The sequence below is a fragment of the Natronotalea proteinilytica genome (assembly GCF_055379935.1).
The window spans coordinates 1592407-1612152 of the sequence record NZ_AP043947.1; the positions used below are offsets into that span (position 1 = coordinate 1592407).

At 53.8% G+C, this 19746-nt stretch carries 13 protein-coding genes; 3 read left to right on the forward strand and 10 right to left on the reverse strand.

What is annotated here, in order from left to right; translation table 11 throughout:
• Nucleotides 1–34 precede the first annotated feature (34 nt).
• Nucleotides 35–226, reverse strand: a complete 192-nt coding sequence (locus tag ACZ5AL_RS06495; protein ID WP_464512975.1) for a histone H1 — start codon at nucleotides 224–226, stop codon at nucleotides 35–37.
• A 135-nt stretch (nucleotides 227–361) separates the two neighbouring features.
• Entirely contained in the window at nucleotides 362–1111 is a 750-nt protein-coding gene (locus ACZ5AL_RS06500; protein ID WP_464512977.1) for an acetylglutamate kinase, read from the reverse strand.
• Between the two features lie 539 nt (nucleotides 1112–1650).
• Between ACZ5AL_RS06500 and dnaE the strand changes: the two genes are divergently transcribed.
• A complete protein-coding gene (gene dnaE / locus ACZ5AL_RS06505) occupies nucleotides 1651–6405 on the forward strand; it encodes a DNA polymerase III subunit alpha (RefSeq protein ID WP_464512978.1) in 4755 nt (1584 codons plus the stop codon).
• 877 nt (nucleotides 6406–7282) lie between these two features.
• On the opposite strand, the gene ACZ5AL_RS06510 is transcribed toward dnaE, so the two are convergent.
• The 8 genes from ACZ5AL_RS06510 to ACZ5AL_RS06545 all read right to left on the reverse strand — a co-directional run bounded on the left by ACZ5AL_RS06510 (nucleotide 7283) and on the right by ACZ5AL_RS06545 (nucleotide 13051).
• Nucleotides 7283–7813 carry a hypothetical protein gene (locus tag ACZ5AL_RS06510; RefSeq protein ID WP_464512979.1) on the reverse strand — a complete coding sequence of 177 codons (531 nt, stop codon included), beginning with the start codon at nucleotides 7811–7813 and terminating at the stop codon, nucleotides 7283–7285.
• A 151-nt stretch (nucleotides 7814–7964) separates the two neighbouring features.
• Nucleotides 7965–8735 (reverse strand): hypothetical protein, encoded by a 771-nt coding sequence (locus tag ACZ5AL_RS06515; protein WP_464512981.1) that lies wholly within the window; start codon nucleotides 8733–8735, stop codon nucleotides 7965–7967.
• A gap of 182 nt (nucleotides 8736–8917) precedes the next feature.
• A complete protein-coding gene (locus ACZ5AL_RS06520; RefSeq protein WP_464512982.1) occupies nucleotides 8918–9784 on the reverse strand; it encodes a hypothetical protein in 867 nt (288 codons plus the stop codon).
• Nucleotides 9785–10078: 294 nt separating this feature from the next.
• Nucleotides 10079–10489, reverse strand: coding sequence for a copper-binding protein (locus ACZ5AL_RS06525; RefSeq protein WP_464512983.1), 411 nt, complete (start codon nucleotides 10487–10489; stop codon nucleotides 10079–10081).
• Entirely contained in the window at nucleotides 10486–11223 is a 738-nt protein-coding gene (locus ACZ5AL_RS06530; RefSeq protein WP_464512985.1) for a sulfite exporter TauE/SafE family protein, read from the reverse strand. Before ACZ5AL_RS06530 ends, ACZ5AL_RS06525 begins: the two co-directional genes overlap by 4 nt.
• A gap of 39 nt (nucleotides 11224–11262) precedes the next feature.
• Complete coding sequence (locus ACZ5AL_RS06535) at nucleotides 11263–11769, reverse strand: copper chaperone PCu(A)C (RefSeq protein ID WP_464512986.1); 507 nt, start codon at nucleotides 11767–11769, stop codon at nucleotides 11263–11265.
• 18 nt (nucleotides 11770–11787) lie between these two features.
• Entirely contained in the window at nucleotides 11788–12375 is a 588-nt protein-coding gene (locus ACZ5AL_RS06540) for an SCO family protein (protein ID WP_464512987.1), read from the reverse strand.
• Nucleotides 12376–12676: 301 nt separating this feature from the next.
• Nucleotides 12677–13051: a high-potential iron-sulfur protein gene (locus ACZ5AL_RS06545; RefSeq protein ID WP_464512989.1), complete on the reverse strand. Its 375-nt coding sequence runs from the start codon at nucleotides 13049–13051 to the stop codon at nucleotides 12677–12679.
• Between the two features lie 1066 nt (nucleotides 13052–14117).
• On the opposite strand from ACZ5AL_RS06545, the gene ACZ5AL_RS06550 reads away from it, so the two are divergent.
• Together ACZ5AL_RS06550 and ACZ5AL_RS06555 are read left to right on the forward strand one after the other, a co-directional pair.
• The gene (locus tag ACZ5AL_RS06550; protein ID WP_464512990.1) at nucleotides 14118–17549 is read left to right on the forward strand and encodes a TonB-dependent receptor; all 3432 of its coding nucleotides are present in this window, start codon (nucleotides 14118–14120) and stop codon (nucleotides 17547–17549) included.
• Between the two features lie 108 nt (nucleotides 17550–17657).
• Nucleotides 17658–19379 carry a hypothetical protein gene (locus ACZ5AL_RS06555; RefSeq protein WP_464512991.1) on the forward strand — a complete coding sequence of 574 codons (1722 nt, stop codon included), beginning with the start codon at nucleotides 17658–17660 and terminating at the stop codon, nucleotides 19377–19379.
• Nucleotides 19380–19746 lie beyond the last annotated feature (367 nt).

The window sequence follows — 19746 nt, forward strand, 5'->3', positions numbered from 1 at the left end:
CTGCGAAGACGCATGCAACGTACAATCTCTAGCTTTACAGTTCTTCGTTTTTGATCGTCTGAATTTCCTGACGAATTTCGTGTGCCAGCTTCTTCAACTCCATCATGCTTTTGCGGGCACGAGTACCGGCAGCTTTATTTTCCTTCTCATAGAACTTCATGAGGTCCTCTTCTGCGTCTTCGATGAGGCCGGTGAGTTGGCTGTAGCGTTCTTCGAACTTGCTCATAGGAGCGTAGGGTTTGTGAAATAAGGAACGGCTGTTTAGAGCGAACAAACATAAAACGCCCTTTAGCGGCATTCAAGCCCTTATTCCAACTATATGGACGTTTCGGCGACCTTTAGCCGCAATTTACCGAAAGGTTCAAGCCGAAGCCACGATACGAGTCCCTTTAGGACGATCGCCTTGAAAAAATCCACGCAGGTTGGTAACGAGCAAAGGGATGTGCGCGTCTATCAGATAGGGGGCAAGGTTGGGATGTGGGAGCGCAGTATCTGCCAATTCGGTGTACGCAACGCTATCGGCTACGGATGCGTCGTCTTCAGAGATACCAGGGGTGTCGTCATCGCTGAATACGACAACCTGCACGTGCTCGTCGGCAATTTGTTGACTGGCAAAGTATGTGGCTAGTGCTTTTGTGGCAGCGGGCAGGGGCACTTCTTCGGCGATGCCATCGTCCTTTTGACTCGGCACCAGCGCCGACACCACTGCAATGACGTGTTGCTTGAGCAAGGCATCGAGCCAGCCCAAGTCATTTGCCGCTTCGATGTCACCGTCGTCGGTGCGATGCAGCAAGTGGCGGTCGGTCCCCTGAACGCCCACCGTGGGCACAACCTGATCGGTAAGAGCAGCCACAATAGATTGATTGGTCTCGCGCACATCACGCTCCAGAAGACGCCGCTGCTCATCGGTTTCTACCGGAAGCATCCCATTCTCGCGCTCAATGAACACCCCGTCAGATTCAAAGGTACGTTCCACTTTTTCGCTACTCCCATGCACAATGAGGGCGCGCCGGTGCCCCACGGGGTGCTCGTGGAAATGACGAGCAAGCTCTTCCAGAAAAAGCGGATCGCTTACGTGTTCGGTATCCAAATACAGAAGGTACAGCACCAAAAGAAAGCAGGTTAATTAGAGGAATGTGGCACAAGAGACGGGATCTGAACGAGTCGATTCCATAACGGTTCGTCGGGTTTTGCCACGCGAATGTGCAACATACGCAACCAACCGTGGGTGCAATGGGATGCCCATATGTGCCGGCCTCGGTGTGTGGTTTCGGTGTTGATCCAAGCCGTGCTATGTGTTTTCTTGTAGTATGGTGCCTGTAGGGCTGTGTCACAGGTCAATCTTCAGGTAACACATGGCCACCTAACGTACCGAGAATAACTCACAATCTTGTCATTGCGAGCGCAGCGACGCGCCCCGACTGCAGGGAGGAAGTGCTCTTGGGGTGCAATCTCATGCTATCAGACCGGACGCAGCCGCCCAATCAACGGCATGAGATCGCACCCCAAGAGTACTCGTTCGCTAGCGCTCACAGCGCCACGTCGGTCGCAAGCTTCCTCCTCGCGATGACAATGTTGTACCATCACATTCAGGTGTGACACACCAGTAGGGCTCCTCATCTTCTTTGGTTGCTGATTGCCTATCGTACTATGCACGACGAATTTTGCCATCTGCACTGCCACACGCAGTATTCGCTCCTCGATGGAGCCGCTGGGATTGATACCATGCTCGACCGAGCCAAGCAAAAGCAGATTCCTGCTGTTGCGATCACCGACCATGGCAATCTGTACGGCGTGCCGGAGTTTTACACGACAGCCCGCAAGAAGGGCGTGCAACCGATTATCGGATGCGAATTCTACCTTACGCCTAGCGGCATCCACGACAAGACCGACAAAACCCGCTACCACCAGGTGCTGCTGGCAAAAAACGAAGAGGGCTATCAGAACCTCATCAAGCTGTCGTCAAAGTCGTTTACTGATGGGTTTTATTACAAACCCCGCATCGACCATAACCTGCTTCGTGAGCATCACAAGGGATTGGTAGCGACCACCTGCTGCCTGCAGGGCGAGGTGCTTCAAACCATTCTGAACAAAGGGGAGGAGCGCGCTCGGCAGGTGTTCGAGATGTATCTCGACATCTTTGGCAATGACTACTACATCGAGCTGCAAGACCATCGCATTGACGATCAGAAGACGTGTAACGAGGTGTTGGTGCGCTGGGCCCGTGAGTACGATGTGCCGGTCGTTGGCACCAACGACGTCCACTACGTAGATCAGGAAGATGCCGAAGCGCAAGACGTGATGCTCTGCCTGCAGACGGGCAAGCAGTACAACGATCCGAATCGGATGCGCTTTGAGAACGATCAGTTCTATATGAAGGGCGCGCACGAAATGCTAGACGCCCTTTCCGACTTGCCTGATCCCCTTCAGCAAAACGCGCTGACCAACACCGCAGAGGTGGCCGCTAAGTGTGACTTTGAGCTGCCCATGGGCGATTTGCTCATGCCGCATTATCCCATTCCTGATCGGTTCAACGACGACATGGACGCGTATTTGCGCCATGTAACGTTCGAGCGGGCCAAAGAGCGCTATGAGGAGCCGCTGTCGCAGCGTGTGGTTGACCGGCTGAATCACGAGCTCGGCATCATTAAGGAAATGGGGTACGCCGGATATTTTCTTATTGTGCAGGACTTTACCGATGCTGCGCGTGAGCTCGACGTACGCGTGGGTCCGGGGCGCGGATCGGCGGCGGGGAGTTGTGTGAGCTACTGCCTGGGCATTACCAACGTGGATCCGCTCAAGTACGACCTGCTGTTTGAGCGTTTCTTGAACCCCGAGCGCGTGTCGATGCCGGATATCGACATCGACTTTGATGATCGGGGCCGTTCGAAGGTGATTGACTACGTGGTGGAGGAGTATGGACGCGAAAATGTGTGCCAGATAATCACGTTTGGAACCATGGGCGCGAAGACCGTCATCCGCGACGTGGCCCGCGTGCTCGACATCCCCCTGAGTGAAGCCGACCGCATCGCGAAGATGATTCCCGACGGCGTTGGGGTAGACCTCGACGACGCCTACGAAGAAGTCCCCGATTTTCGGCAGCTCAAGCAATCCGACAATCCCAAAATACGCCGAATGATGCAATACGCCGACGTGCTGGAAGGCTCGGCGCGTCATACCGGGGTACACGCGGCGGGCGTCATCATTGCGCCGGGTGAGGTGAGCGATTATGTGCCCATCAGTGTGTCAAAAAGCAAAGGCGAGAAGGTCGTTACCACACAGTACGATGGCGACTGGGTGGAGGAGTTTGGCCTGTTAAAAATGGACTTCCTGGGACTCAAGACGCTTACTGTCATCAACGACACGCTGGATCTTATCCAGAAAAAGCATGGGATTGAGATCGATATTGAAGAGATCCCGCTCGATGATGAGGAGACGTACAAGCTCTTTCAGCGTGGCGAAACCGTCTCCATCTTCCAGTTTGAGTCCACTGGCATGCGCGAGTGGCTCCGCAAGCTCAAGCCGACCGAGCTCAACGATCTGATTGCGATGAACTCGCTGTATCGTCCGGGTCCGATGGAGAACATCCCCACGTACATTGCCCGCAAGCACGGCGAGGAGGAGGTCGAGTATCCGCACCCCATGCTCGAAGAGATTCTGGAGCCGACCTACGGCATTCCGGTTTACCAGGAGCAGGTCATGCAGATGGCCCAAGAGATGGGTGGCTTCAGCCTGGGCAAGGCGGATATTCTGCGCCGCTGTGTGACGGGCGATACACTTGTCGTCGATGCAGACACCGGAGACCGGGTCCGTGTCGATGAGGTCGAACCGGGGATGTCTATTCTTACACTTGATGATGAGTACAAGCTCACACATACACGCGTTACGGAACGGTTCGACAACGGACGCAAACCCGTCTATCGCGTTACCACACGCAGTGGGCGCGAAATCACACTCACTGAAAACCACCCGCTCCGCACCGTGCGCGGATGGGCACACCTATCTGACCTGTCGGAGGGGGATGCCATTGCCGTGCCCTCCGTGCTACCGGTAGCGGGACGTGAAGCGCCCGAGCGGGCACGCGTGGAGACGATTGCTTTCCTAATTGGGGATGGACAGACGGTACAGCGGCAAGGCTATGCCACGGCACGGTTCTACAATAGGGATCCTGCGGTTCTTGCAGCATACAAAAACGCTGTGACACAGCTTGGCGCCGAAACAAAGACCTATGAGCATGCAAAGACCGGTGTCCAAACTGTGACAGCCCGTGGGAAGGAAGGGACCAAAAATCCCATCACGGCTCTGGTTCGTGAAACCGGCATCATCGGACGCGCCGAGTCAAAGCGGATTCCTGAGGAGGTCTTCCGGTACACGCCTGCACGGCTAGCCTGTTTTGTGGGCTGTTTGTTTAGCACCGATGGCTCCATTGAGAAGACCAGAATCTCGTACAGCACGTCCAGCGCTACGCTGCGCGATGACCTTACCCATCTGCTGCTTCGTCTTGGAATTCCAACTGTACGGCGTGCGCGCGAAACGACGCACCGAGATAACTATGAACTGCTCATAACCGACCAACGCGATGTTCTTCAGTTTGCATCGGCGGTAGGGCCATACATTGTAGGGGTAAAGAAAGAAGCGCTGCGCCGATTGGCGAACCAGGCGTCAGAGCGACAGCGTAGCCACTCAATTTACAATGTGCCTGCAGCGGTTACACATGAAGTGAAACGGGCAAAGTATGCCAGTGGGCGCTCTTGGCGAGAGGGAGGCGAGCAGGTTGGGCTTCCAGGGGGTAATTTGTCTTCGGGACTCAACTTCTCGTCACCATCGCGCAAGCTCAGCCGCCATCGTTTGCAAGCACTCGGCGAGGCATTTGATAGCCCGGAATTGCAGCACATTGCCAGTGGCGAGGTGCTGTGGGATCCCATTGTATCTATCGAACCTGTAGGAACGCGCCGGGTCTATGACCTGGCCGTGCCTCCGCACGCTAACTTCGTCGCCTCGGATGTGGTGATCCACAATTCGATGGGGAAGAAGAAGGAGAAGATCATGAACGAGATGAAGGGCGAGTTTGTGGAGGGGGCTCGCGCACAAGACGTTGATGATGCGACCATTGAGGAGGTGTGGGATCTCATGGCGAAGTTTGCGGGGTACGGGTTTAACCGCTCGCATGCCGCGGCCTACTCGATTGTGGCGTACCAGACGGCCTTCCTCAAGGCGCATTACCCGGCCGAGTTCATGGCAGCGGCCATGACGAACGAGATTGGCAATAACGATAAGCTCAGTGTGGTGCTGGAGGAGGCGCGCAGTCTGGGAATCGATATCTTGCCGCCTTCCATCAACCGCAGCGATGTGCAGTTCACCGTCGACGACGGCGCCATTCTGTTCGGGATGGGGGCGGTCAAGGGCGCCGGGACGGGTGCAGTCGAGGCTATTATCGAGACGCGTGAAGAGCATGGTCCGTTCAACACAATCTGGGATCTCACCGAGCACCTGGATCTGCGCACCGCAGGTAAGCGCACGCTGGAAGCCCTCGTTAAAGCCGGGGCGCTCGATGAGCTTGAAGGGCATCGTGCCCAGCTCCTGGAGGCTGTAGATACGGCAGTGCGCTACGGACAAAAGGTGCAGGCCGACCGAGCGGCCGGGCAAAACTCGCTCTTTGGAGATGGTGGAGTGGGAGCCGATGAAATGGAACCCGCACTTCCAGACATCGAGTCGTGGCCGAAAGCGCAAAAGCTGAAGTCAGAGCATGAAGTCATTGGGTTTTACGTGTCGGGGCATCCGCTCGATGAGTACAAGGCCGAAGCCGAAGCCTTTGCAAGTGCCCGATTTGGCGACACCGATGCGCTTGAACGGATGATTCAGCATGCCGGAGGCGACGGGCGCGGACGTAATCGGGGACCAGTACGCACCTTTTGTGGCATTATCACCGAAGTAAATCGCCGTACCACGAAGAGTGGCAAGCCTATCGCTTTTGCGACCATCGAAGACTTTACCGGGCAGGGCGAATTGGTCTGCTTCTCCAGTGTGATTGACCGTATCCAGCCGTACCTGAAGGTCGACAATGTCGTGCTCGTAAAAGGCAATGCCGAGATGCAAGGCACTTCGGTGTCGGTCGTTGTGAAAGAGATCTTTCCGATGTGGAAAGTCCGTGAGCGGTTGGTCAACGAGGTGATCTTAGATGTGGATGCGCCCGCATTAGATCGTCCGACCTTGAACCGGTTACGCGATTTATGCAATGAGCATCGCGGCAATTGCACGTTGTTCTTCGATGTGAACGCGCCCGAACTCAATCACTCGGAGCGGCTGCGGAGTCGCAAGTTTGTGGTGGAGCCTACAGCCGAGTTCATGCGCGGCGTCAAGCAATTGCTCGGCCCCGATGCCGTGACGTTGAAAGGCAAGCAGTAGACGGGCCCCTTCTTTGCGTAAGAAGACAATACCGCATAGGAAAACCCCGCTCCATAGCCTGGAGCGAGGGCAAGGGACACGATAGTCCCCTGTATTGTCTGGGTAGCGTAGTGCCAATGATCCGGCTACGTTGTCAGAGGAGATCTCGGCTTTACGTTGCACCTCGATCAAAAAACGGCCAGGGTAGGCCCCCGACCGTACGGAAGGTGTAAGGCCCTGTACCGTCACAGCGTGCTGTGGTACGTGTTTAGCGTGGTTCAATGGCCGCCCGGGATATCCGCTTCGCTTCTGATCCCGGGCTACGGAACGACACGAGGTGGGTCAAACCCATAGCCGGGGACCGCTTGCGTCCCCGGCGATCTGGGAAGCAAGTCGCTAAACAGGTACGTGCTGTGACGCCTCCAGGGCCTGTCGACGTTCAGTAGCTCCTGGCAACCCAAAAGCCCTGCCCATTTCGGGGGAGATCTTTACTCACTGCGTTCGCCTGTTCCGGACCTGATCCGAGATCTCGCTGCGCTCGTGTCAGACTCCGCTCAAGATGACAATATAAAATGGAGGCGTTGCAACCCGAGGATTGACCTGTGACACAGTAATGGTGCTTGGTCACAGGTCAATCCTCGCTCGGATAACGTATGTGTCTCTAAAGTACCGAGAACAGCCCACACCCTTGTCATTGCGAGCGGAGCGAAGCAATCTCATTGCTGTCAGGCCGGATGTAGCTGCTCAATTAACGGAATAAGATCGCCACGTCGGTCGCAAGCTCCCTCCTCGCGATGACAATTTTGGACCCTAACATTCAGGTGTGACACAGCAATAGTTCCCCACGGCCCGCTACATGAGGTGGCGGCTTGGTAGCGAGATTGCTCAAAGAAAATCCCTATTGTGACATATAACTGAGGTCATAAGACACTTTCTTAATCTGGCCATCATTGTCGACATGAGCCACGTACGCCTTGTAATCACTGAAGAAGGTGCCAGTTATGAAAACCCATTCGCCGTCGTGATATTGGATGTCATCGGTATCTACGGATTCAAAGAAATCATTGCCAGACACTGTGACGAGCAGGTCACGGAACGCGCTGGCTGAGCTCTCATCAAGGCGGAAGTCGGGATCAACGAGGTTATCGAAGAACGGCATGTCCATGTTGGTGGTTGGTCTCCAAAAGGCATAAAGTTGCCCTTCATGTTCGTAGACAATCCGTTCGCGCTCAAGTTGTCTACCGCTATCTTCTATAAGAGAAGAAAACGGAGTGTAGGCGAGTTGGTACAGACTGTGCTGCAAGACTTCGCTGGTTTCAGCCGATGCTACCTGCGTGAACTCAGTCTGGATGTCATCCAGAAAAAGCATTTCAAGCTCTTCGAGCTCGTTCTCTTGGGCAACAGCTACCTGAACACTCAGGCTAACCATGAGAAAAAAAGCGAGTGAGGATAAAAAGGGCGTGTACCAATGCATGATTAAGTGGGGGTACGGGTGAGACAAATCGAAAAAAGATACCGCCCCGATCTTATTGGGACGGTGTGAGGTAAGGGGGGACGCTCTGTAATCTCTTGCAAGAAGGTTATTCCGGCCGCTGCTCAAGCAGTGGCCCGCCGCAGTGTTCGGAGTCACTCTCGCCACTCATGCAGGCCATCGCGGGCATGAAGACAGCCTCCCTGAAGTTGCCAACTACATCAGCATTTGCACGCACAGGAAAGAAAAGCTCCTGGCCAAGCATCGATTCTTGCGCTCGAGCGTGTTCCGTGTACGCAAACGAGAGTAGGCAGCTACCATCGTCTGTAGGTCCTTGCACGGTGAACAATGCTTGCACACTTTCAATGCCAACCTGACCGGCTTCGCACGAGGCAACGCGATCGGCAAAGCAACCGATGGTAAGGCACATGTCAGGGCTTAAGTCATGCGCGGTGTATGCACCGGGGGCCTCCCAGTCGTGCAACTGATTGAAGTCAACGTCTTCCATCATTGCTTGCACAGTATCTACATCAGCCCCGTCACGCGCTAACAGAAAAACCGTGAACTGGTCAATGAGGGCAAACCCGCCACTTGCTCCGTCCGCATGCATATAGCTTACGGTATGGCCTTGCATAGACCAGTGCTCGGCGTGCCAGTCATCGGCCTGGGCTGGTCTGGAGATCTGCGGCTCGGAGAGAAAAGCTGCTTGATTGACATCCTTGCCAAAATAGAGGGTCACGCTGAAGTCGGCACCGGTTCTTTCATCCGTATATTCGCCGACGGCGACAAGCCCTTCGCCCTCTGGAGCAGGCTTAATCTCTTGCAATGTTGCATTGCCCAATGTTTCAGGAAAAAGCGGCTCAAGGTCTTCGCTTGTCATATCATGGTTTTGAGCTGCTGCTGTTGTAATAAATAAGCTGAGAGCAAAGAAAAAAGTAAGCACCAAAAAAGTAGGGCTGTGCCAATGCATAGATGTACCAGAACGGTTGGTGGAGTAATAGAGAAACACCGCCCCAAGGGAAATGGGACGGTGTGGTGGGGCAAGAAATGGGGTGGAGAGCACTACTGCATCATGTCGAGCAGTGGCCCGCCGCAGTGTTCGGTGTCTCCATCGCCCTCCATGCAGGCTTGCATTGCGCCCATGATCTCCTCTTGAAAGTTGCCGGCAATATCGGCATCTCTGTCAACTGCAAAGAAGACCTTCTGATCGATCAGCTCCTCATTCGGATTGGCAGTAAACATGAAAGACAGTAGGCACATTCCGTCATCGGCTGGCTCTTCGACTGAGTAAAAGCCACCCAGGTTACGCCCAAGCTGCCCACCGGCTTGTGCTGGCTCGCAGCTAGCAACACGTTCTGCGAAGCAGTTCATGGTCAGGCAAAAGTCAGGACTTACGCTATGTTTGGCATATTCGCCAGGGGATTCCCAATCAGTTAGTTGACTGAAGTCGTAGTCTTCAATCATTTCTCGGAGGGCTTCGGCATCATCCATGTTCTGTGCCATTGCAGCAAACAGAAATTGGTCAATTATAGCAAAAACTATACTGTTGCCTTCTATCTGCAAGTAGTCAAGAGTGTGCCCCTGAATAGACCACTCTTCGGAGTGAAACTCGTCCGGGTCAGCTTCAGTGGCTCCCATCATCGCCATAGCGCCCAGTTCGGTAGCTGCTTCATCAATAATCTCTCCGAGCCCGAGTGCCGCCTGCAGTTGAATGCCAGCTTCTTCGTCAACATATGTAGCATTGACGCGGGGTTCAGATTCGGTGTCTGTGTTTTGCAGTGCTGCGTTGCCAAGCATTTCAGGAAACAGGGGCTCAAGGTCTTCACCCGTTACCGCGTCGTCCTGGGCCACGGCGACCTGGACGCTTAAGCTGGAAATAAGAAGAATAACGAATGTCGAAAAAAGATAGTTTTGCCAATGCATAGTCATGACAAACATGTGTATAGGTCAAGAAAGAAAGCAACGTCGTCTAGAGCACTTGTCAAAATGACCTATCAGGCAAACGGGGGGACGCAGCCTATTTTGACCCCCTATCTTCAGTGAATCGACAGGGCTGCACGTAAGAAGGCACGTTGCAGTTGCGCATAGTATTTACGACAGAGTATAGGATGCGAGATGATTAAAGTCAAGATGTGGGAAAAGAAGGAGGTTTTTCATGAGGAGGGCGCGAATGGTCTGCGAGACGTGCAAGGGTGTAGCACGAACGGAATGAGTTAATGCGATTCAGTCCATTGCCTCGTCATGTGTCTCGTCATGTGCCTGGTCTTCTGGGGGCTCGTCAGGAAGATCAAGCGTGGTGGTGTCAGGAAGCGTTTGTAGGTTGCGAATCTGCATTGTGGTTTCTCCGATGTGCAGGTCGAACACAACGGGGGTGCCCGGGGCAAACGTATCGGCCACTCCGGGACGTGACACAGGAAGCGTCATGGTCATGGCGCCCATCACATCAGGGATCGGTTCGTGGTATACAATGACGGAGCGTCCGCCTCCGACAACCCCTTGAAATTCGGCACGTACGTCTTCGTGGACATCGGCGTTTTCAGGGGGAGGCAGCGGTTCGTCTGAGGCATTCCCACAGCCGATGAGCCAGATGCCTGTTAGTCCGACTAGTACGAATAGAGAGAGAAGTCGTATCATGGTTGAGACGGAGGTGGGTCAACAAGAGGAACAAACCGGCACATCTCAGGCGAAAAAACGGCTTCGCGCAGTTCGGGGCTCATAAACGTGCCAAGAGAAAGCCCCCGCAGAATGAGCAAGAGCCCAACGAGAGCGATTCCATAGGGAGCCAGCTTCCAGAGCCACTGTTGCCACGGCCCCGACAGGCGGCGTCCCATCCAGTGTACAGCAAAGAGGGCTGGAAAAGTGGCCAGTCCGAATGCAGCCATGAAACTCATGCTATCAATCATGGACCCAGCTGCCAGGGCGGTGGCAATGGCGGCGTAAGAGAGGCCGCACGGCAGCAATCCATTCAGGATGCCGAGTGCAAACAGGTTGCCTGAGTTCGGTGCACGCATAAGCGACTGGAGCGGGCCTCGAAGCGTATTGAGAAGCTTGGCAGGTGTGCGTTCTAGCTTCTGGAGCCAGCGACGGAGAGGACGCACGAGCACTGCTCCCACCATCAGTGCACCTAAGGTCAGAGAGAGCACCCCCTGATACCCTTGCAAGGCAACGGCCCATCCCAGTGCGCCAATGAGGCCGCCCATCATAACATAAGAGAGTGTGCGTCCGGTGTGATAGACGCCGCGCCCAATCCAGTATGAGAGCGGTGCTTTAGGACCCGGAACGGCAAGTACAAGAGGGCCACACATACCAATGCAGTGGGTGCTTCCCAGCAAACCAAACACAAAGCCGGTGAGGATCCATTCTATCATACAAATGGGCCGTTGCTCGGCAGCTAACGATATGGCGTGCTACTCGGGTGGGGTGTCGCGTACGGGTACATCGAGGGTGATGGAGTTGTGGGTGTCAAAGTAGAGTGTTACCTCGATCGTATTGCCACGGGTAAGCATTTGGTCGAGATCGTACATCATGATGTGTGCTCCTCCAGGACGCAGGCGCGTGGTATCTTCAGGGGCGAGTAGGAGGCCGCCTTCAAGTTCACGCATGCCGAGCATGCCGTCCTCCTCAACGGTTTCGTGGATCTCGGTGCGTTCTGATACAGGAGATGATGCGTCAACCAGATGGTCTTCGGAGGCATTTCGATGGTCGATCAGGCCGTACAGAGCTGTTGTGCCGCCCTCAGCAGCCGACCGGACCCAGGCATCGTGGATGAGCAACTGTTCGCTCGAAGCATCAAGCGCCTCTACATCGGCTGATTCGTCAATGGTGCCTTCTGCCGAGTCGTCCGTGGACGCGTTTCCACATCCAACAAACAGGGCAAATCCAAACGTAAGGGTACAGACAAGACGTATAACCACGGGAAAGAAGTCGTTGCGTTAGGAGGTTGGACGAATGGGTTCGAGGTCTTCAACCAGGATGTCGGTTGGCGTCATGCTGCCGCCGTAATGGAAGGTAACACGGCCTTCGGGGTCAATGAGAGAGATTTGGTTGCTGTGGTCGAGCAGATAGTCATCATCGTCGTATGTACCACGCGAGAGTTCCACGCGCACTCCCAGGCGATCCATGAGCGCATCTACGGTTTCTGGGTCGCCCGTAAGGAACGTCCAGTCGGTATCCTCTAACCCATACGCTTCCCGGTACGACCGTAAGGCTTCCGGAGTGTCACGTTGGGGATCAAACGTCATGGTGATGAAAGCCACGTCATCAGGTGCATCAAGTTCGTTGCGCAGGTCACGCATGTTTACGGTTACAAGCGGACAGATGTCGGGGCACTGCAGGTATACATATCCAACGACAAGGGCTTGCCCCTGAAAGTCGTCTGGAAAGACCACAGTATTGCTATCTTGGTCGACCAGTTGATACGATGTATCGGAAAGGTCGTCGACAAAGTCATCGTCTGCACAGCCGCTTACGAGTAGAACGACTACAAGCAGCGGCGCGGCGATGCGAATCCAAACGGACATAAGGCAACAGACAAAGTTGGAAGCATCATTTGTTATTACATCGACGAGGAGTGAAGGGGCACGTTTCCGGTGCTCTGCACAATTTAGATGGATCTGCATTCGGAGAAAGGGGAGTTGATAAAAGCCAGGCATTCATAGAAATGCCCGATGCAGCACAGAAGGCCACATCGGGCAAAAGGAGGGCAGCCGGTTTCAGAGCCTGTTTTGATTTCTAATCATTGGGGCTCTGAACTGCTATTGGGGTTCTCGTTGCGTGCCAGCGACGTTCGTTCTCGCCATCAAATCAAACCCCAAACCGGTTTTAGGCCATTTCTACCCAAGAGTTACACCATCCTTCCGGATGGACAGGACCCGGAAAGAGATCGCAGCCGCCGCACTCGGCACCTGCTTCAGGCTCTTCCCAGAACATACAATTATCGCAGCGTTCTTCGGGGTTAGGAGTGGCTTCTACGTAGTCAAGCGCTTCAATTTGCTGTTCGCGCGTTTGGATTTCTTGGTCACTCAGCCCCGAGACGTCGTCACAGGTGAAGTCGGCGTCGGCTGTTGCATCATCGTCAGCAGGGGCATCGTCGCCACCGCAGGCCGAGAGTACAGTGCTTGCGCCTACACCTGCTACGCCGAGCGCGCCCAAGCGCTGCAAAAACAGACGCCGAGATACATTACTGGAGTCACTCATAAGGAATTAGGTTAGATGCTGAAAAGGGTGATCGGACACTAGATGCTACGCTTAGTAACGCACAGGTTTCAGACAAAATGATTTGAGAAGAGGTGAGTGTTGTGTAGCGCAGCGAGATTGCCACGCTGTGTCACCGTGAGAGCCTATTTTTTTCGTCTTGGGAAATAGTTGTGAGTTGCCCAACTCGTAGCGGGGTGACGTTTGGAGAAGAAGTTTGCGAGCAATAGAACGTCACTTTCAGGATGCGCTCGGGCGAATTGTTCTCGTGAGGAGTTTTGGCTACTGGTTGACCTTGTTAGTTATCATAATCTCTGGGTTTCATCAGCGTGTATTTGCCCGATGCAGTACAGGAGAGTACTTTTGTTTTGTGAAAAAATCTTTGACGAGATTTGGGGTGGTATGCAGGCGGGATGGCTGTGCTGGTATCTGTTAAATGCATTAAGAGGATTATCCAAAAGTGCCCATATACACACTGATTTGGAAGCGCTTTCGTTGTTTATGGGTTTTCGGGCGGGATAATAGCAAGATTGAATAGGGTTCGTGTGTATTAGAAGGGTGAGTATAGAGAAGAACAATCCATTTTTAGAAATCAGAGATATTGGTTCGTTGAGGTAGATATTTGGAAAAGAGAGCGGGGAGAGCGACTTGCATATGTGCCGTTTCTCTTCCTACTGTTGTAAGATACAATAGCCTATACTCTCTCGTTTTCCTACTTTTGACACCTAATGTGTAAAGAAGAACGGTACGAGTACGGGATACAGCAGTGTACTCTGCAGTGGTGCACCCACCTTTCCTGATAAGATCAACTGGTCAGGTCAATCACTGCGAGTTGTTATTGTCTAGACACGCGCATGTGTAAGGCAGCCCATCGAAGTTAGGGCTAGAATGCAGCGAGTTGAAAGGAGGCATGATGCGCAGCTGGCGCGAATCTCACAAAGATTCTGCGTAATGCTATGCGGATGTGTTCTCGCCGCATCGTTGTGTATCAATTGCTGCGAGGTATAGGCCTGGCATAAGAATGAAAATGTCAGATTGGTTGGTTCGATATCTTAACAACGTGACGTACATGTATACAATGACCCCCTTTAGATCGCTACTACTTGTATTGCTTGGCTTTGTGTTAACGGTTGCTGCCGTTGATGTGCAAGCACAGACCCGTGCGTCTATTTCGGGTGAGGTGCTAGACGAAGAAGGCGAACCGCTGCCCGGTGCAAACGTCGTTGCCGTGCATGAGCCATCCGGAACTCAGTATGGTGCGTCGACTGGAGCGAATGGGCAGTACAACCTGCAAGGCCTTCGTGTTGGAGGCCCATACACCGTAACGGCTTCCTTTATAGGCTATCAGTCTACACAAGAGCGCGACCTTACGCTTTCGTTGAACGAACGCCGCGAGGTGAACTTCCAGTTGCAACTGGAATCCGACGAACTGGAAGAGGTGCGTGTTCTTGGAGAGCGCATAACGAGTGCTGTTATTGATCGCAGCCGTACAGGCGCACGAACCAATGTGTCCGAAGAGGAAATCGAGCGGTTGCCTTCCATTAACCGGAGCCTTTCAGACTTTGCACGCCTCACACCGCAATTTAGTGGGGATGAGGAAGACAGTAGCATCGGGGGTACGAACGAGCGCTATAACACCATTCAAATTGACGGGGCAACCCTCAACGATGTGTTTGGCCTTGGAGCCTCTGGAGGGGTGCCGGGTGGACAAGCAGGGACGCAGCCTGTTAGTCTGGATGCGATTCAAGAGTTCAACGTAGACATTGCGCCCTACGATGTCCGGCAGAGCGGCTTTACCGGTGGACGTATTAACGCCATTACCAAAAGTGGAACCAACCAGTTTGAAGGAAGCTTCCGCTATCTGGGCCGGAATCAAAATCTGATCGGTGACTTGGATGGTCAAGGGTTTGCTGAAGAGTTTAATGAGCAATACTTCATTGGCACGCTTGGAGGCCCGATTATCGAAGACGAACTGTTCTTCTTTGTCTCGGGCGAGCTATTCCGGCGTGGAAGCCCAAGCGAAACCGTAGCTGGTATAGATAGCGAGGCTACCAATATCTTCCCGGTTGACCCACTGATTCTGGACAACCCCGACTTTGATCTTGATAACTACGATCCGTCTGATCTGACGGGAAGCATTGAAGACTTCGATGTGCGTCCAGGAATTCGGCAGGTCGCTCTTGGCCAGTATGGATATGAGCCTGGTACCATTGAGCCCTTTACGCGGCGCCAAGACAACAACAAGCTGCTCGTAAAGCTGGATTGGAACGCTCTCGAAAACCACAACGTGTCGTTGCGCCACAACTATATTAACGGCTTTAACGATTCCGGTATTGGGCGAGGATTTACCAGCTTCGACTTTTCAAGTCAGGGCTATGCGTTCGACAGCGTTCAAAACTCTACAGCCCTGGAGATAAACAGTCGCTTCGGCAACCGGTCGTTCAACGAATTCCGCTTCGTCTACACGCGGATTCGCGACAGCCGCGATCCGGACGAAGGGCTCTTTCCTGACGTCACGATCCGAGACGTTCCAACGCAGATTCCGGGCAACCGCAATGTTGGGCTCGGGGTTGGGAATATCGAGCAGGCCAATCGCCTCGACCAAGATCTGTTTGAGATCACGAGCAACTTCACGTATCAGCGAGGCGATCACACCATAACAATCGGGACCAACAACGAAATCTTTAGCTTCAACAATCTGTTTATCCCAGGATTGCTGGGAAGCTACGAATTTGAAGACTTCACAGCGGCCGATGGTACCCAAGTGAGCGCAATCGATGCGTTTCGCCGTGGCCAGCCGGTGAGCTTCCAGCGCAGGTTTGCAAACCCGAGTGTGTGGGGCGATGAGCAGCGCCCAGAGGCTGACTTCACAGGAATGCAGTTTTCACTCTATGCACAGGATGAATGGGATGTAACCAGTGATCTGAGGTTGACGTTAGGGGTACGTGCAGATATGCCGTTCTTGCCTGAGGAGCCCTCTGAGAATCCAGATGTTGAAGATGCATTCGGATTCAACACAAGTGAAGTCCCTCGTTCGCAGGTGTTGTGGTCGCCGCGTCTCGGTTTCAACTACACCATCGACAATAATTTCCTGGGTGGTGAGCGTGAAACGCAGTTCCGTGGAGGAGCCGGTATTTTCAGCGGGCGAACCCCGTTTGTCTGGCTTTCAAATCAGTATAGCAACACAGGCATCGACTTCATCGACCTGCAAGCCGGATTTAACCCAGACAGTCAGGACAATCCCGCGTTTGCTGATGAAGATGGACGCTATGATCCCAATGCTTCGTGCTTTGCAGGCACCGGCGATCCGAGCCAGGTTCCCGCTGTTGGCGATTGCGACGGGCTGATTAGTCCCATCGAAACTTCTGAGATTAATCTCACGGATCCCGACTTTAAGTACCCCCAGTCGTGGCGCTTTAACTTGGCCGTTGATCAGGAGCTTCCATACGGGTTTATTGCAACCATTGAGGGGCTCTACTCCGAAACTATCAACAGCATTTCGGCGCGGAACCTTAATATCGAGCAGACGGGTGAATCTGCCTACGGACGTCCGTTCTACAATGAGCTCGACGATGATGGTAACTTCCCATCCGGTCGCCGCTTTGTAGACGAGCGGTTCACCGATGTGATTTTGCTCGAAAATGGCACCGAAGGGTACGAATACAGCCTCACAGGCCAGATTCAGCGTCAGGTGCGCGAAGGCCTAAGTGGTTCAATCTCGTACACGTACGGTCGTTCACAAGACGTGAACAGCGGTGCATTTGACCGTGCTGAGACGCTGTGGCGCCAGAACTTTGTTGTGGATCCCAACAGTCCACAGCGCGCGACTTCGCGTTTCGAGACCCGCCATCGCGTGCTTGCAACCCTGAATCAGCGATTCACCATTGGGAACCGGTACTCAACCAGCATCGGGGTTGTATACGATGCCCGTTCAGGACGTCCCTTTACCTGGATTCATTCCAGTGGCGATGCCAATGGCGATGACTTCCGGTTTAACGACCTGCCTTTTGTGCCCGCCAATGAGCGCGATGTGGTGCTGCAAAGCGAGAACTGGGATCTGCTCGATGGCTTTATCGAGAACGAACCGGGGCTAAGCGACTACCGAGGCGAGTTTGTGCCTCGTAATTCAGGACGCCAGCCGTGGTCACATCAGCTCGACCTGCGCCTCACCCAGGAAGTGCAGACCTTTCAAGGACAGCGCATTGAACTCACGGCAAACCTCGAAAACGTGCTCAACTTCTTAAACGATGATTGGGGACGTGTTCGCTCTGCTGGGCCATTTAGTAACATCGGTGCGTGGGATATCAATGGCTACGTGACTGAGGGCATGATTGGAACGGAGGAAGGCGGTCGTATTCTTACCGCCGACGATGTTGGCAAGCCCATCATCGATTTTGAGGGCGAGCCTGCCCTGCAAGACAAGCTGCGTGACCAGCAGTTTAACACGCGTGACTTGTTCTCGCGCTGGCAACTGCAGCTTGGTGTCCGCTACGTGTTTTAGCAGCCCCTAGCTCATGCATGCGTCGGGCTACGGCCTTCGCTGTCGTAGCCTGCGCCATGAGCGTCTCGTTCCTTTGCTCCATTTTGTTGACTTTATATCGTACCACCCATGATGAATCTAGATCGACTCTCCCTCCTTCCTGTACTGCTGCTTGCTGCAGCAGCAATGGTATGGACAGGGTGTGATAGCGACAGCAGCGTAACAAGCGTGGGGCCAGATGGGCCCACTGTTGAGTTTGCGTCTGGTGGAGACGGGGCTGTGCCCGATGACGGCTCCGTAGAAATAGACGTGCAACTCAACGACCCTGAAGGCGAAGAGGTCTCTGTTGAGGTTCTTTTTGCTGAAGGAGCCAGCAGTGCCACCTCTGCAGATGTAGGCGGCCTAACGACCGACAGTCCGATTGTTCTTACGTTCCCTGCCGATGCCGAAGATGGGGCGGTTCAGACCTTTGAGGTTGATGTTTCCGAAGCCGACATTGCGCAAGGCGCACGCGAAGCCCGTTTTGCGTTGCAACGCGCCCAGCCCGACAATGTCAGCATTGGCGAGCAGGCTGAATTTAACCTCAGTATCGGCCCAATTGACATTGCAGAAGCGCGTGAGCGTGGTGTGGGAGCCACCGTCACGATTCAAGGTGTTGTAACCCGCGCGTTTGGTGACTTTATCCGCATTCAAGATCAAAGCGGCAACCAGGGCGCAAGCGGCATGGTGGTGCGCCAAGCCAGTAGTTCTGAGCAGGCCATTCAATTTCGGGAAGAGATTGAAGATGGGACCATCACAGAAGGCACTGAAATTATCCTCACGGGTTTGATTACGGCCTTTAATGACCTGCAGCAAATAAACAATGAGGATCTTAGCAACTACACGATTCTCTCTCAAGGAAATCCGGTAGCGCCGATTCAGATTGACGATTTGAGTCCGGGTAGTGATGAGTTCCTGGCACTGGAAAGTGTGCTGGTTGAGATTCCGAACATCAGCATTGATGGTGAAACGGGCTCGTTTTCGAATGGCACTACCCTCACTGCTATTGACCAGGACGGAAATACACTTGACTTCCGGGTTCAACAGCCGGGAGAAACAGATCTGAACGGCGTCTCGATCCCAGAAGAGCCGTTTACGTATCGTGGTGTCGTTGGACAGTTTCGGGGAACGCCACAGTTGATTCCTGTGCTTCCATCTGACCTCGTCACCGATGAAGACATCGACGACCCTGGTAATGGAGACGATGAGAACGGAGACGATGAGAATGGGGAAGAAGCCGAAGAACTGTCTATTGCCGAAGCCCGTGAGCGTGACGATGGCACGCTGGTTACCGTAGAAGGCGTGGTAACTCGGGCTGAAGGTTCCGAGATTTTCTTCCAAGATGAAACCGGTGGCCTCCAGGCCTTCGATGGTGGTGGATGGGCATTGGATGACGGAGATGAAGTCCGATTCACAGGCGAAATGGATACGTTCAATGCAGCCCGACAGCTGGCTGTCGATGATTTTGAAGTCCTTGAAGCAGGAGGCGATGTGCCAGATCCCATCACCCTGACTATTGCCGATTACCTGGCAGACCCTGAGTCAGTGCAAGGACAATTGGTTCAGTTTGAGGGCGTCAGCATTGACGACAAGGGAGACGATGTCTTTCAGGCTGGAGGTGGCGATGGAAGCTATGACATCACAGATGCTTCCGGTGAAACCGCGACCATGCGTTTCAATGCCGATGACAGTTCGGAGCTTGTTGGCGAGCCTATTCCTGGTGGTGAGGTGACCGTAACGGGGCCGACCACGCGCCGGGATGGAGACTTCCGCATCCTTCCGATTCGCCCTGGCGACATCGTGGAAGAGTAGACGGTCAAGATCCTTTTGATCGTTTGGACGAAGGACAAGGGTAGCGGCCCCGCTCTCGATATTTGAGGGCGGGGCCGCTTTTTGTGTAGGATGCAGAGCTCGGTAGTGGATAGATGCTAAGTGACAAGGCGATTGGAGACCGCAGCTTTGTCTTCTTCGAACCCCTTCTCTCTACCTACGGCTTATACCTAGCGCAATCGGAGGCGAACTCCCGCTTGCGTTCTCGTCGCGATGCCTGCTGAGACGCTCCAGCATCCTCAATCCGGTTACGTTGCAGTTCAGCATTATCCATTGCCAGAAGCAACTGATGGGAACGCGTACATGTGTATTTACACACAAAAACCCCGCTATTCGCCGCTTCTGGTAA

Excerpts from the sequence above, each read along its gene's own strand:
- ACZ5AL_RS06495 (WP_464512975.1), bottom strand. The coding sequence starts at position 226 with ATGAGCAAGTTCGAAGAACGCTACAGCCAACTCACCGGCCTCATCGAA.
- dnaE (WP_464512978.1), top strand. The coding sequence starts at position 1,651 with ATGCACGACGAATTTTGCCATCTGCACTGCCACACGCAGTATTCGCTC.
- ACZ5AL_RS06510 (WP_464512979.1), bottom strand. The coding sequence starts at position 7,813 with ATGGTTAGCCTGAGTGTTCAGGTAGCTGTTGCCCAAGAGAACGAGCTC.
- ACZ5AL_RS06515 (WP_464512981.1), bottom strand. The coding sequence starts at position 8,735 with ATGACAAGCGAAGACCTTGAGCCGCTTTTTCCTGAAACATTGGGCAAT.
- ACZ5AL_RS06520 (WP_464512982.1), bottom strand. The coding sequence starts at position 9,784 with ATGACTATGCATTGGCAAAACTATCTTTTTTCGACATTCGTTATTCTT.
- ACZ5AL_RS06525 (WP_464512983.1), bottom strand. The coding sequence starts at position 10,489 with ATGATACGACTTCTCTCTCTATTCGTACTAGTCGGACTAACAGGCATC.
- ACZ5AL_RS06530 (WP_464512985.1), bottom strand. The coding sequence starts at position 11,223 with ATGATAGAATGGATCCTCACCGGCTTTGTGTTTGGTTTGCTGGGAAGC.
- ACZ5AL_RS06540 (WP_464512987.1), bottom strand. The coding sequence starts at position 12,375 with ATGTCCGTTTGGATTCGCATCGCCGCGCCGCTGCTTGTAGTCGTTCTA.
- ACZ5AL_RS06545 (WP_464512989.1), bottom strand. The coding sequence starts at position 13,051 with ATGAGTGACTCCAGTAATGTATCTCGGCGTCTGTTTTTGCAGCGCTTG.
- ACZ5AL_RS06550 (WP_464512990.1), top strand. The coding sequence starts at position 14,118 with ATGTATACAATGACCCCCTTTAGATCGCTACTACTTGTATTGCTTGGC.
- ACZ5AL_RS06555 (WP_464512991.1), top strand. The coding sequence starts at position 17,658 with ATGATGAATCTAGATCGACTCTCCCTCCTTCCTGTACTGCTGCTTGCT.